Raw genomic sequence first — 13669 nt, forward strand, 5'->3', positions numbered from 1 at the left:
TATATTTTTTAATTGTTTACGTCACTATTTAGCACTTTTTATGATTTATTTATGAATGAATTATGAAAGGTCAGAATGCATCGCAATGCCACGCCATTTGAAGATAAACCACAGGCTCAACATCGCAATGACTACAATCATACACAGATAATTAAAATAGCCGAGCCAATCTCCCAATAGACCACTCACACTATACAAACCACCACTGACAGTGGCCATCAGCGCCACTTGAAAAGTAAAATCCGTGCCTGCCAGATGTTTACGACTGTACTGCATCACTAGAGTGAGCATGACCACCAACAGCATCGATGAGGTCATATCTTCAAAGGCATTGATTAGATAAATCAGCCACGGCTGAATACTGTGCTGGTTTTCATATTGAAAGGCTAACCATGTATAAGCCGCCAGACTGAATATTTTAAGCACTGAATACAGCACTAAAGCCGTGGCACGGCGAATCAACTTCAAACTATAGCCCGCAAGTCCTGCACCTATTAAGGCGGCACATGCACCTAGCATGGTGACATAAAGCCCTATCTGAGAAAAACTCAGACCCAAATCGACCATCAAAGGCTTCAAAAGTGGCCCTGCTAAACCATCCGCTATTTTAAAGCTCAAAAGCACTGCTAACCATGCTACGAGTACGGGACTCTGGACAAAATAAGCCAAATAGTTTTTGATCTGCTGGAGTTTAAAAGATGTGGTCTGAGCTGCTGAAACTTCTCGATGTTTTGGCTCTGGATAAATTAAAATCGGCAGCGTGTTTATAAAGACGATTGCCGCTAGCATCAAAAAAGTGCTCTGCCAACTCAGCCAATCTAATGCCCACAAGATTGCACCACCACCGACAATAAAACCCAGACGCGATCCAATCACCTGAAAGGTATTGCCCCAGTGCTGTTGTTCCCCTTTTAAAATATTGACCGCCAATCCATCGGTTGCAATATCTTGCGTTGCCCCTAGCAAATTCATACTCAGGAGGCCCACAAAGAAAGCCCATAAATAAATAGGTTGATTTAATCCATCAATCGGGAGGAAAGATAGTCCGATCAGCACCAGCACCGTAAGGAACTGCAATGGAATAACCCAACTCCGATAGTGGCCAAAACGGGTGATCCCAAAACGATCTAATACTGGTGCCCAAAACACTTTGACCGACCACGGCAACATCAGCAGCCCGAAGCCCCCAATCTGTGCCAGTGACACACCCTGTGCTCTTAAAATGACAGGCAAGGCATGGGTCATAAACCCAACAGGTAAGCCCTGCGCCCAATACAATGAAAACAGCAAAATATATACATTGCGAGTCTGTAGCATGCTGTTCCTATATACATGGATTGGTCAAAATGTTCATCTGAGATCGGTATCCGTTCACTTTTTTTGCCAATGAATTCAAGCCGATCAGTGCTTATGATGAGATCATATACATCTTGGTCGATTGAGTATAATAACAATGAACCCATATTTTCCAGAACTACCAGATCAAGTTCCAAGTCGTAGCTCATCTGCATTCACTCGCGCTATTTTTAAGCAGCTTTATTTGGCGCAAGGTTGGCGCTTTGTTGGCGAATTTCCGAACTTGCCTAAAGCGGTAGCAATTATCTCGCCGCATACCTCCAATATCGATGCATGGCATGGCTTTACGGCTCTACTGGGCTTAGGCCTGCAAATCACCATTTTTGGCAAGAACAGTTTGTTTCATACCCCACTGAAACCTTTACTTGAGTGGATTGGCGTCATTCCTGTCAATCGTAGCCATGCCCAAGGGTTAACCCAAGACATTATCGATATTATTCACAGCAAAGAAAAAATTTGGTTCGGGATGGCACCTGAGGGCACACGTAAGCAAGCCGAATCCATCCGTAGTGGCTTTTATCGCATTGCGTATGGTGCACAGATTCCGATTGTGATGTTTTCCTTTGACTATGCGCAAAAAACTATCCACTGCTTGGGTGTGTTTCATCCTACTGGGGATTTTGAGCAAGACCTAGAACATATTTTAGATCTGTATATCGGCAAATTTTCAGCCAAGAACCCAAGATGGTTGGCCAAGCCTTTACAAAAACGCTTAAAAAATAGCTAGTATATCAAGGTCGAATCTGCTGAGATGTGCACCATTATTTGTTTTACGTTTTAGTACTTTTGACCATGAATTTTGCTCGTTTATCTCTGATTGGTACACTCACACTGACTATGGCAGGATGTGATCTTGCATCAAAGAAAACACCAACAACAACTCCCATTCAAGCTCGTGAACCTGTGATTGCGATTGCACTCGGCGGTGGCGGTGCCAAAGGTTTTGCACACATTGGGGTGCTTAAAGTTTTAGAGTCACATGGTATTAAACCTAAAATTGTCACTGGAACCAGTGCGGGAAGTTTTGTGGGCAGTATCTATGCCAGTGGTAAAACGCCTTTCCAGCTTCAGCAAATTGCCTTGACCTTAAAAGAATCGGACATTCGAGACTTAACCCTCAACTCCCAAGGGTTTGTTCAAGGTCAAAAGCTACAAGACTATGTCAACAAACACGTCGGCAACAAACCGATTCAACAGTTCCCTATCCGCTTTGCTGCGGTGGCGACCCGTCTTGACACTGGACGTAAAGCCGACTTTATCAAAGGCAATGCAGGCCAAGCAGTACGTGCCTCATGCAGTATTCCGAACGTTTTTGTCCCTGCGGTAATTGGTGGAACCAAGTATGTTGATGGCGGTCTGGTCAGCCCAATTCCAGTCAAAACAGCCAAGGACATGGGCGCGGATATTGTGATCGCGATTGATATTTCAGCGCGCCCTGTCGGCAACAAACCCCTCAATATGTGGGGCTTGCTCGACCAGACCATTAATATTATGGGGCAGCAAAGCATCAATGAAGAATTGAGCCAAGCGACTGTGGTGATTCAACCCAAAGTCGGACACTTGGGTACTTTGGACTTAAAAGCCAGCAATCAATCTATTTTAGAAGGTGAAAAAGCCGCACAGCTCAAAATTAAATCGATTGAAAAAGCCATTGTCGATTTTAAAAAGACCCCTGCTGCCTTTAAACCTGCCCCTAAAGCCAAATTCTAAAAAATTTGATTTTTAATATTCAAAGACTTATTCATCTGCTAAATTGATATAGATGCTTCTGCATCTATATCCCTATAACGAATATATGAGTAGATGTATGGAATTTGCTTTTGAGCCTTGGCACTGGTTTGTATTGGGCGTTCTGTTAATGTTATCAGAGCTAATTCTGCCTGCTTTTGCCGCATTGTGGTTCGGTATTGCGGCCATTATGGTCGGTATTTTGTACTGGATGTTCCCAATGATGGGTGTTACCACGCAGTTTGTGACGTGGATTATTTTGTCAATTTTATGCACTTTACTTTGGTTTAAGTTTATTAAACCACTTTCGACTGACAAAACCAAAGCAGGACTGTCTCGTGAAGCAACCATCGGTCAAATTGGCATGGTGATTCAAGCGAGTCCTGAAAGTGAACACATTCGCGTTCGCTTCCCCATTCCAGTACTCGGTTCAGATGAATGGAACTGTCGTACTTTAGATAAAGTCCACGTCGGCGACCGAGTGCGTGTCGTTGAAATACTGGGCAATGATTTAATGGTCAAAGCACATCTCTCAACCAACGAAAATAGATAAAAGTGAGTTAAGCATATGTCTGGTGGATTTATTGTCGTTTTAGCAATTTTGGCTTTTGCCGCTGTCACCATTTTTAAAGGTGTCCGTATTGTTCCACAAGGTTATAAATGGATCGTGCAACGTCTGGGTAAATACCATACCACGTTGAATCCAGGTCTCAACTTTGTGATTCCTTATGTCGATGAAGTGGCGTATAAAGTGACGACCAAAGACATTGTATTAGACATTCCCTCTCAAGAAGTGATTACCCGCGATAATGCCGTTTTGCTCATGAATGCAGTGGCCTATATCAACATTACCACGCCTGTAAATGCTGTCTATGGAATTGAAAACTATACATGGGCCATTCAAAACTTAGTGCAAACTTCACTGCGTTCAATCGTTGGTGAAATGGATCTCGATGATGCGCTATCGTCTCGTGATCACATTAAAGCCAAACTTAAAGCAGCCATTTCGGATGATATTTCAGACTGGGGCATTACCCTAAAAACCGTTGAAATTCAAGATATTCAACCCTCTTCAACGATGCAGGCCGCAATGGAAGCGCAAGCGGCAGCTGAGCGTCAACGTCGTGCGACCGTGACCAAAGCAGACGGTGAAAAACAAGCAGCGATTTTAGAAGCTGATGGACGTTTAGAAGCGTCTCGTCGTGATGCAGAAGCACAAGTGGTCTTAGCAGAGTCTTCTCAGCGTGCCATTGAAATGGTCACTTCGGCTGTGGGCGACAAGGAAATTCCTGTGGCTTACTTGTTGGGCGAACAATATGTCAAAGCGATGCAAGACATATCTAAATCGAACAATGCTAAAACAGTGGTGTTGCCAGCCGATATTTTAAGTACCATCCGTGGTGTTATGGGACGTAAAGACATCTAACTGATGCTTGGTTTCATTGAATGAGGACAGCTTTCGAGCTGTCTTTTTTATTGTGGTTGAGGAAAAACTCAAGCCTCTAAGAAACAAGCATTAAAAAAGAGGACACGCTATGTCCTCTTTTTTAATCTAAACACTCAAACTTAGCTTTGGCGAGCCAATAAAAACTGTGAAATCTGATTAAGTTCTGCTGCCGCATCAGTTGGGAAATAAGCCAGAGCAGCAAAGGCTTGATCATGCAAAGTCTTGGCATACTCTTGTGCAGCGCCTAGCCCCATCAAGGCTGGATAAGTCGATTTTTCGACTTGCTCATCCTTCCCTGCGGTTTTACCCAGTACATCTGTATTTGAAATGATATCTAAAATATCATCTTGCACCTGAAAAGCCAAACCAATTGCCTGCGCATATTCACGTAACTTTGGAATCGCTTGATCGCAACCGTCAAATACAGTCACCGCGGCCATCATCACCGCAGCAGAAATCAATGCACCCGTTTTATTTCGGTGGATATTTTCAAGTGCAGCCTGATCGACACGTTTACCTTCGGCTTGTAGGTCAAGGACTTGTCCACACACCATTTTAGAACTCGCTGTCGCTAAAATTTGCATCTGCTTCAGTACAATACCCTGATCAACCACTGGGCCAGCATCAAACAGTCGACTACCTAAAATTTCAAATGCCATGGACTGCAAGATATCGCCCGCAAGCAACGCTGTATCTTCACCATAAGCCACGTGACAGGTCGGCTGACCACGACGCAAAAGATCATTGTCCATACACGGCAAATCATCATGTGCCAAGGAATAACAATGAATCAGTTCCACAGCTACAGCGGCGCGGCGCACGGCCGCTGCATTATTGTTTGGCTTTAAATGTGCCGTGGCATAGCACAGCGCAGGACGCACACGTTTGCCACCTAACATGACCGCATGATGCACAGCACTCTTTAACGGTTCCGGAATTGAAAAAGCATCAAGTGCCGTCAATAAATCATCGTGAATACGTTGTTGAGCCTGTTGGAGTGCATTTGCTGATACGTCGGTTAGTGCTGACACATTCGCCTCGAATAACAATAGGATAAATTAATCTGGTACTCAGTTTGCCTGAGCCGATCATTTAAAATGATCTGTTGGCATGATACTGCTTTCTGCCCGCTTTCTCTATGCCGAAAGCACAAACAAGGCACAGTATTCTATTAATTTTTGCAGACGAGGTGATAAGAATGACTTTTCTACTATTTCAAGCAGCCATTACACAAGCAATCAAGCTCTAAAATTCACCTCTCATGCTCTTGGTTATTTTTAGCCTTCTTATCACAGACCTAGAGTTGACATAAAAAAGCCTCTACAGAAAGAGGCTTTTTACATAGCGTTAATCCAAGCTTTCCGCTGGAATACGCACCCAACCTTCCATCAACACGCGTGCACTACGGCTCATGACAGCTTTTTTTACTACCCACTGACCCTTTTCTTGTATCGCTTGCGCTCCCACACGTAAGGTCCCTGAAGGATGACCAAAACGAACGGCTTCACGTGCTCCACCACCCGCGGCCAAATTGACCAAGGTTCCTGGTATCGCTGCTGCGGTACCAATGGCAACAGCTGCTGTCCCCATCATCGCATGGTGTAATTTACCCATAGAAAGTGCACGAACCAATAAATCGGTGTCTTGCTCTGTAATGGTTTTACCACTCGACGAGACATATTGTTTTGGCTTAGAAACAAAAGCAATTTTAGGCGTGTGTTGACGACTGGCAGCTTCAGAAATGTCTTGAATCAGCCCCATCTGTTTTGCACCATAGGCACGAATGGTTTCAAAACGCGCTAAAGCTTTAGCATCGCCATTAATTGCGTCTTGTAATTCACTCCCCGTGTAGCCAATGTCTTCTGCATTTAAGAAAATGGTCGGAATACCTGCATTGATAAACGTTGCTTGAAAGCAACCAATCTCTGGAACCTCTAAAGTGTCAACCAAATTCCCTGTTGGGAACATTGCACCCCCATCTTCACCATCATCGGCTGGATCTAAAAATTCAATTTGCACTTCTGCAGCTGGGAACGTCACGCCATCCAGTTCAAAATCACCTGTTTCTTGAACTTGGCCCTGCGTAATAGGTACGTGTGCAATAATGGTTTTTTGAATATTCACCTGCCAAATGCGGACTGTGCAGATGCCATTTTCGGGAATACGTGCAGCATCGACCAAACCATTTGAAATCGCAAATGAGCCTACAGCAGCCGTTAAGTTGCCACAGTTTCCGCTCCAGTCGACAAAAGGCTGATCAATCGACACTTGCCCAAATAAATAGTCGACATCATGTTCGGGCTGTTGGCTCTTCGCTAAAATCACCGTTTTACTGGTACTCGATGTTGCACCACCCATACCATCAATCTGCTTTGCATAAGGATCCGGGCTACCAATCACACGGAGCAATAACTGATCTCGAACGCGTCCAGCCTGTTGCGCGGCTTCTGGGAGATCATCTAATTTAAAGAATACGCCCTTACTGGTCCCTCCACGCATATACGTTGCTGGAATTTTGATTTGCGGTGCAAAACTCATTTTTATTGAATCCTTCATATTTATCATTGTGTTAAGTCAAAAGATCTGATTTAACTTAGGCTCATCATACCTTTTTTCCCTATGCCTACGTAAAATACAGACTTAAGTCTAAAAAAACATCATTTGTGAACGTCCGGTTTCCAAATAAAACTCCTGATTTGATAATTTAAATAAAATTAATATATTGATTCGTATGTTTTTTATTTACAATTCATTACACATTATTTTTCATATGAATAATAACTTTTTTTCATGGATTTTGAGCTACTATGCGATTTCTTCGCGATCTATTACAATCGGAAACACTTATCCATTGTCGGGCTGAAATAACTTGAATAAAGAGTCGTCTCAACTTCAGCGTGGCTTAAAGAACCGTCATATTCAATTGATTGCCATGGGCGGCGCAATTGGTACTGGCTTATTTTTAGGTTCCGCACATGTGATTGAATCTGCTGGCCCATCCATTATTTTGGGCTATGCAATTGGCGGTTTAATCGCGTTTCTAATCATGCGTCAACTCGGGGAAATGATTGTTGAGGAACCTGTAGCTGGTTCTTTTAGTCATTTTGCAAACAAATACTGGGGCAAATTTGCAGGCTTTCTTGCAGGCTGGAACTACTGGATTCTATATGTTCTAGTAGCCATGACCGAGCTGACCGCTGTTGCGAAGTATATCAACTACTGGTGGCCCCACATTCCTGCGTGGGCATCTGTTCTCACCTTCTTTGTGATCATTACCTTAGTCAATTTAGGTAATGTGAAGTTTTACGGTGAATCAGAGTTCTGGCTAGCTATTATCAAAGTCACGGCCGTCGTCGCTATGATTGTATTTGGTCTTTATCTTTTGGCTACGGCAGGCGCAGATTCCACGGCTTCATTTAGCAACCTTTGGTCACATGGCGGTTTCTTCCCGCATGGCGTTGAAGGCCTCTTCTATATGCTTGCCTTCCTCATGTTTGCCTTTGGCGGTATTGAATTGATTGGTATGGCTGCAGCAGAAGCTGATAACCCACAAAAATCAATTCCGAAAGCAATCAACCAAGTGGTATTCCGTATCCTCATTTTCTATGTGGGTTCATTGACCATTTTGTTATCGCTTGTACCTTGGAATGAATTGCAACTTGGCGGCTTAGATAAGAGCCCATTTGTAATGATCTTCAGTCAATTAGGTATTGGTTGGGCTGCGCATTTGCTTAACTTTATTATCTTGACTGCAGCACTTTCTGTATATAACAGTGGTATGTATGCTAACAGCCGCATGCTGTTTGGTTTAGCACAGCAAGGCAATGCACCTAAAATCTTCAGTAAAACCAATAAGCAAGGGGTACCAATTCCAGCAGTCTTGTTTTCAGCATTACTCATTTTCGGTTGTGTACTGTTGAATTATTTTGCGCCAGAAGATGCTCTCAGCAACTTAATTTATATTGTTGTTGGTGCTTTGGTATTGAACTGGGCCATGATCAGCTTAACTCATCTTCAATTTATGAAGGCCATGAAAAGCGAAGCAAAAAAACCATTATTTCCTGCACTTTGGTCACCTTTCAGTAACTACCTTGTGCTTGGATTTATTGCTGTAGTGCTTTACATCATGTGGACTCAAGGTTTAAGCGGCGCTGTGATCATGATTCCAATTTGGATTGTATTAATGTTCGTTCTATACAAAATCCTGTATAGAAAAGCATAAAATATTCATTTTTAAATAGTTATTGTTTCGGCAATAACTATTTTTTTTGAGTAAAATCAGCTACATTAACCGCACTTTTGCGCTCTTAGCTTAACTGGATAGAGCAGTTGCCTCCTAAGCGACCGACGTGGGTTCGAGTCCCGCAGAGCGCACCATTTTATATTTGTTTTCAATCTCTCTAAGCCTAATCATAAACACTAAAAATTCGATTCATCGCGCCCAGATACTAATAATCCCCCTCAAACTTGGACTCCGATCCAACAGCCCCTCAAGCTGATGCAAAAAATTCAGCGTGAAGAAACTCGCTCGTTGCGACACCCTGCATCTGGGTTTTCAAGTCAGGTCTAACTAAGTCAAACTATTCTTGACACTTTACAATTAATTTTCGTGCTCGAATCAGTTGGTTGGCTGTTTAAAATAGCTGCTCTCAATAGATTCACTGAATAAGCCAAATTTCATACCCAATTTTTCCCTTCTATTTTAGTCCTATAGCACAGATTTCATCCTGAAATCTTGGTATAACAAAGCGCCCCTATTTTAAAAATTATTTTTATGAATAGTATTAATTTAATTTATAGGTCAATCATTTATCAATTTTATTTATTGCGTAATTAAATTACGTATTGAATAATAATTTAGATCAAGTATGATGAATTAAAATTTCTACACTTGTTCACTCAACATTAAGAATGTTGCTGAACAGGTGGCCCATTTCAGACAAACGGATTTGTCTCTCTCGCTCTAGAATTGTAGCGACCAGCCCGTTGGCTCTGAAAGGAATCGTTAAAAAGATAAGCAATAGGATTGCTTAAAAAAGAAATGAGGACGTTGTATGAATGAATTAGCCAACCCATTAGAACTATGTGGATTCGAATTTATAGAATTTGTTTCTGAAGATGGTCAGCTAGATGCGGTGTTTGAAACCATTGGATTCAGCAAAGTGGCAAAGCATAAGTCTAAAAATGCGTATTTATGGCGTCAGGGCAAAATTAATATCATTCTTAATTATCAGCCTGAATCGTATGCAGCTTATTTCTATAAACAACACGGCCCTTCTGCCTGTGCAATGGGTTTCCGTACCAAGAATGCGGCAAAGGCATTTAAAAAGGCGATAGAAATTGGTGCTGAACCAATTTACAACCAAGTTGGTCCGATGGAGCTAAATATCCCAGCAATTAAAGGGATTGGCGGCTCTCCTATTTTCCTCGTCGATTGTGACATTTACCAAAATGACTTCATTTTCTTTGATGATGTACCCTCCCATCCTGTCGGCACAGGTTTATATGAAATCGACCATTTGACCCATAATGTGTATAAAGGCCGTATGCAGTATTGGTCTGATTTCTATGAAAAGATTTTTAACTTCCAAGAAATTCGCTACTTCGATATTAAAGGTGAATATACTGGCCTGACGTCCAAGGCACTGACGGCACCAGATGGTAAAATCCGTATTCCGCTGAATGAAGATTCGGATAAAGGAAATGGTCAGATTGCCGAATTCCTCAATGAATTTAACGGTGAAGGTATTCAGCATATTGCCTTCATTTGTGATGACCTGATCAGCACTTGGGACAAACTCAAAGCGTTAGGTGCCAAGTTCATGACACCTCCACCCAATACCTACTATGAAATGCTAGATGAGCGTTTGCCTAACCACGGTGAACTTGCCGATGAGCTACAAAAACGTGGCATTTTGCTGGATGGCAATACTAAAGACGGTAATAAACGTCTCCTCTTGCAAATTTTCTCCCAAAATATGCTAGGCCCTGTCTTCTTTGAATTTATTCAACGTAAAGATGACGACGGTTTTGGTGAAGGCAACTTTAAAGCGCTATTTGAGTCGATTGAACGCGACCAAATTAAACGTGGCGTTTTAGATGTATCTAAAGCTTAAACGATTTCTAGAATTTCCCTGTACATATAGTTTTATGTACAGGGAAATTTAACTTTTGTGCAAGAACTATACTCGTAAAATTAAAGTCTGCTCCGATGACAATATAAAAATAACTAAACATCATCATGGTTCAAGGCTTTATCTCACATGGATGAAGAATAAAAATGCAGCATATTGAACAAGGAAACCTGAAAAAAGGTTTAAGTAATCGTCATATTCAGCTCATCGCCCTCGGTGGTTCTATCGGCACGGGGCTATTCCTCGGTATTTCACAAACCATCAAACTCGCAGGACCTTCTGTTATTTTAGGCTATGCCATCGCAGGCCTTATAGCCTTTCTCATGATGCGCCAGCTTGGTGAAATGATTGTGCATGAACCCGTGAGTGGTTCTTTTAGTCATTTTGCTTATAAATACTGGGGCAAATTTGCGGGCTTTATGTCTGGCTGGAATTATTGGGTACTCAATATTTTAGTGTGTATGGCTGAACTCAGTGCTGTCGGCCTCTATATCCATTACTGGTGGCCTGATATTCCAACGTGGGTTTCTGCTTTGGGTTTCTTTATTTTCATTAATGTCATTAATTTACTGCACGTGAAATTATTTGGTGAAATGGAATTTTGGTTAGCCATCATTAAGGTCGTGGCAATTATTGCCATGATTGCTTTTGGTAGTTACTTGTTGGCCAGCGGTAGTGGTCATAGCCAGTCTAGCTTACAAAATTTATGGCAGCTCGGTGGCTTCTTCCCAAATGGTATTACAGGCTTAGTGATAGCTATGGCCATGATTATGTTTGCTTTCGGTGGAATTGAACTGGTAGGTATTGCAGCAGCAGAGACAGATAATCCTCAGAAAACCCTTCCAAAAGCCGTCAATCAAATTGTTTACCGCGTCCTGTTGTTTTATATCTTAAGCCTAGTCGTGATTTTGTCACTTTATCCATGGAATATGATGGCCGAAGGCGGTAGTCCTTTTGTATTGATTTTCGACTCTTTAGGCAGCCAGACCGTGGCCGCTGTTTTAAATTTTGTGGTTTTGACCGCGGCTGTTTCTGTCTATAACAGCACCAATTACTGTACCAGCCGAATGCTGCTTGGTCTGGCACAACAGGGCAATGCCCCAAAATTTTTAAGCAAAATTAATCCGCGTGGTATTCCTGTAAATGCCATTATGGTTTCAGCTTTCTTTACTTTAATATGTGTTCTGATTAACTATTTATTTCCTGAAAAAGCATTTAACTTACTCATGATGCTAGTCGTAGCGGCTATTGTGATTAACTGGGTCGTGATTTCTTATACACATTTAAAGTTTAAAAAAGCCATGAATCGCATGCAGGTAAAAACTCACTTCCCAAGTGTGGCCTATCCATTTACCAATTATTTATGTATTGCCTTCATGGCGAGTATTCTGCTCATTATGAGTCGTAGCCCAGATATGCAAATTGCAGTTCTCATGATTCCAGTCTGGATTGCGATTTTACTGACGGCTTATCTCTTTAAACGAAAGCAAGAAGATCATGTTGCGTTGCTTGAAAAAAGTAAAATCACTTCCTTACCAGAAGCGTAATATCGTATTTATCATATTAGGATGTATTCATGTTTCAACATATTGATGCCTATGCAGGTGACCCGATTCTTTCTCTGATGGAGGAATTCAGCAAAGATACGCGCCAGAATAAGGTCAATCTCAGTATCGGACTTTATTATAATGAAGATAATATCGTGCCGCAGCTGCAGTCGGTTCAAAAAGCCTATACTCATTTAATTCCTGACTATGACAAAGTCCGAGTGTATTTGCCGATGGATGGGCTCAAGAGCTTTAATCACGCTGCACAAGAACTCATTTTCGGTCAGGCAAGCCCTGCTCGTCAGCAAGGACGTGTCGTCACCATTCAGACTTTGGGTGGTTCTGGTGCACTCAAAGTAGGTGCAGACTTCTTAAACAAATATTTCCCGAAGTCTGAAATCTGGGTCAGTCAACCGACTTGGGAAAATCATATTGCGATCTTTAATGGTGCTGGTGTTCAAACCCATTTCTACCCTTATTATGATGCAAATACCAATGCCGTAAATCTAACTGCGATGCTAGATACCTTAAAGCAGCTGCCTGCTCAAAGTATCGTACTACTGCATCCTTGCTGTCATAACCCGACAGGTGCAGATTTAGAACCTCATGAATGGGATCAAGTGATTGAGGTTCTAAAAGCAAATGACTTGATTCCTTTCTTGGACATGGCCTATCAAGGTTTTGGTCAAGGATTAGAACAAGATGCTTATGCAATCCACGCGCTAGATCGGTCTGGTATGAACTTTATTGTCAGCCATTCTTTTTCCAAGATCTTTTCCTTATATGGCGAACGTGTTGGTAGCTTGAGCTTTGTCTGCGATGACGCAAACATTGCCCAAAATGTATTGGGCCAGCTTAAAGCGACAGTCCGTCGCATTTATTCTAGCCCAGCAGCTAACGGTGCGTTATTGGTGAGTCAGGTATTAAATGACACAGCATTGTCTCAGCTATGGCAGTCTGAATTAGAAGAAATGCGTCAGCGCATTTTACTGATGCGTCGCTTACTTGAAGACAAACTCAGTCAAGCGCTACCAGATATGGACTTTAGCTATCTGACCCAGCAACAAGGCATGTTTAGTTATACGGGCTTAAGTGCAGAACAGGTCGATTTGCTGAAACACGATTATGGTATTTATTTAGTCCGCAGCGGCCGTATGTGTACTGCTGGCCTAAATTTAAACAATATTGATTATGTGGCTGAGTCGATGGCGACTGTGCTTAAAGCGGCAAGCTCCGCTGAGTCTGTGCTTGCTTAAAAATATATCATGTTCACTTAGGCTTCTCACTCTAGGGTTAGAAGCCTTTTTTATCGTTATTTTTCAGAACTTGAATCAAGGCAACCTAAGTCTACGGGTTTAAGCGTCACTGTCTATTTCCTAATTTCCCCTTTTCCTTTGTAAGCGTCCGCTGAACCCCATGCCTATTTTTTAATTTGAGTTGGATTTCCAGCGATGTGG

11 protein-coding genes and 1 tRNA gene are annotated in these 13669 nt (G+C 42.2%); 9 read left to right on the forward strand and 3 right to left on the reverse strand.

Annotated features, from left to right (window positions below; all coding sequences use genetic code 11):
* Positions 1-60: 60 nt before the first annotated feature.
* Positions 61-1317, reverse strand: coding sequence for an MFS transporter (locus tag F986_RS09975; RefSeq protein ID WP_004694598.1), 1257 nt, complete (start codon positions 1315-1317; stop codon positions 61-63).
* Positions 1318-1453: 136 nt separating this feature from the next.
* Between F986_RS09975 and F986_RS09980 the strand changes: the two genes are divergently transcribed.
* The 4 genes from F986_RS09980 to F986_RS09995 all read left to right on the forward strand — a co-directional run bounded on the left by F986_RS09980 (position 1454) and on the right by F986_RS09995 (position 4510).
* Positions 1454-2083, forward strand: a complete 630-nt coding sequence (locus F986_RS09980; protein ID WP_004694599.1) for a 1-acyl-sn-glycerol-3-phosphate acyltransferase — start codon at positions 1454-1456, stop codon at positions 2081-2083.
* Positions 2084-2148: 65 nt separating this feature from the next.
* On the forward strand, positions 2149-3066 hold the full coding sequence (locus F986_RS09985; RefSeq protein WP_004694601.1) for a patatin-like phospholipase family protein: 918 nt from the start codon (positions 2149-2151) through the stop codon (positions 3064-3066).
* A 97-nt stretch (positions 3067-3163) separates the two neighbouring features.
* Positions 3164-3637, forward strand: a complete 474-nt coding sequence (locus tag F986_RS09990; RefSeq protein ID WP_004694603.1) for an NfeD family protein — start codon at positions 3164-3166, stop codon at positions 3635-3637.
* Between the two features lie 15 nt (positions 3638-3652).
* Entirely contained in the window at positions 3653-4510 is an 858-nt protein-coding gene (locus tag F986_RS09995) for an SPFH domain-containing protein (protein WP_004694605.1), read from the forward strand.
* Between the two features lie 140 nt (positions 4511-4650).
* Here F986_RS09995 and F986_RS10000 read toward each other — a convergent pair whose 3' ends face one another.
* The gene (locus tag F986_RS10000; protein ID WP_004694607.1) at positions 4651-5562 is read right to left on the reverse strand and encodes a polyprenyl synthetase family protein; all 912 of its coding nucleotides are present in this window, start codon (positions 5560-5562) and stop codon (positions 4651-4653) included.
* A 316-nt stretch (positions 5563-5878) separates the two neighbouring features.
* Entirely contained in the window at positions 5879-7069 is a 1191-nt protein-coding gene (prpF, locus tag F986_RS10005) for a 2-methylaconitate cis-trans isomerase PrpF (RefSeq protein ID WP_004694609.1), read from the reverse strand.
* Positions 7070-7400: 331 nt separating this feature from the next.
* Here prpF and F986_RS10010 point away from each other — a divergent pair, with 331 nt between their 5' ends.
* The 5 genes from F986_RS10010 to F986_RS10030 all read left to right on the forward strand — a co-directional run bounded on the left by F986_RS10010 (position 7401) and on the right by F986_RS10030 (position 13468).
* Positions 7401-8753 (forward strand): amino acid permease, encoded by a 1353-nt coding sequence (locus tag F986_RS10010; protein WP_004694612.1) that lies wholly within the window; start codon positions 7401-7403, stop codon positions 8751-8753.
* A gap of 79 nt (positions 8754-8832) precedes the next feature.
* Positions 8833-8908, forward strand: a tRNA-Arg gene (locus F986_RS10015).
* Between the two features lie 677 nt (positions 8909-9585).
* Positions 9586-10647 (forward strand): 4-hydroxyphenylpyruvate dioxygenase, encoded by a 1062-nt coding sequence (gene hppD, locus F986_RS10020; RefSeq protein WP_004694614.1) that lies wholly within the window; start codon positions 9586-9588, stop codon positions 10645-10647.
* A gap of 164 nt (positions 10648-10811) precedes the next feature.
* The gene (locus tag F986_RS10025; RefSeq protein ID WP_004694616.1) at positions 10812-12212 is read left to right on the forward strand and encodes an amino acid permease; all 1401 of its coding nucleotides are present in this window, start codon (positions 10812-10814) and stop codon (positions 12210-12212) included.
* 29 nt (positions 12213-12241) lie between these two features.
* The gene (locus tag F986_RS10030) at positions 12242-13468 is read left to right on the forward strand and encodes an amino acid aminotransferase (protein ID WP_004694618.1); all 1227 of its coding nucleotides are present in this window, start codon (positions 12242-12244) and stop codon (positions 13466-13468) included.
* Positions 13469-13669 lie beyond the last annotated feature (201 nt).

The sequence above is a fragment of the Acinetobacter johnsonii CIP 64.6 genome, from assembly GCF_000368045.1.
GTDB classification, from domain to species: Bacteria; Pseudomonadota; Gammaproteobacteria; order Pseudomonadales; family Moraxellaceae; genus Acinetobacter; species Acinetobacter johnsonii.

What these genes read in the sequence shown, in the direction of transcription:
- F986_RS09975 (WP_004694598.1), bottom strand. Translation starts at nt 1,317, where the DNA reads ATGCTACAGACTCGCAATGTATATATTTTGCTGTTTTCATTGTATTGG.
- F986_RS09980 (WP_004694599.1), top strand. Translation starts at nt 1,454, where the DNA reads ATGAACCCATATTTTCCAGAACTACCAGATCAAGTTCCAAGTCGTAGC.
- F986_RS09985 (WP_004694601.1), top strand. Translation starts at nt 2,149, where the DNA reads ATGAATTTTGCTCGTTTATCTCTGATTGGTACACTCACACTGACTATG.
- F986_RS09990 (WP_004694603.1), top strand. Translation starts at nt 3,164, where the DNA reads ATGGAATTTGCTTTTGAGCCTTGGCACTGGTTTGTATTGGGCGTTCTG.
- F986_RS09995 (WP_004694605.1), top strand. Translation starts at nt 3,653, where the DNA reads ATGTCTGGTGGATTTATTGTCGTTTTAGCAATTTTGGCTTTTGCCGCT.
- prpF (WP_004694609.1), bottom strand. Translation starts at nt 7,069, where the DNA reads ATGAGTTTTGCACCGCAAATCAAAATTCCAGCAACGTATATGCGTGGA.
- hppD (WP_004694614.1), top strand. Translation starts at nt 9,586, where the DNA reads ATGAATGAATTAGCCAACCCATTAGAACTATGTGGATTCGAATTTATA.
- F986_RS10025 (WP_004694616.1), top strand. Translation starts at nt 10,812, where the DNA reads ATGCAGCATATTGAACAAGGAAACCTGAAAAAAGGTTTAAGTAATCGT.
- F986_RS10030 (WP_004694618.1), top strand. Translation starts at nt 12,242, where the DNA reads ATGTTTCAACATATTGATGCCTATGCAGGTGACCCGATTCTTTCTCTG.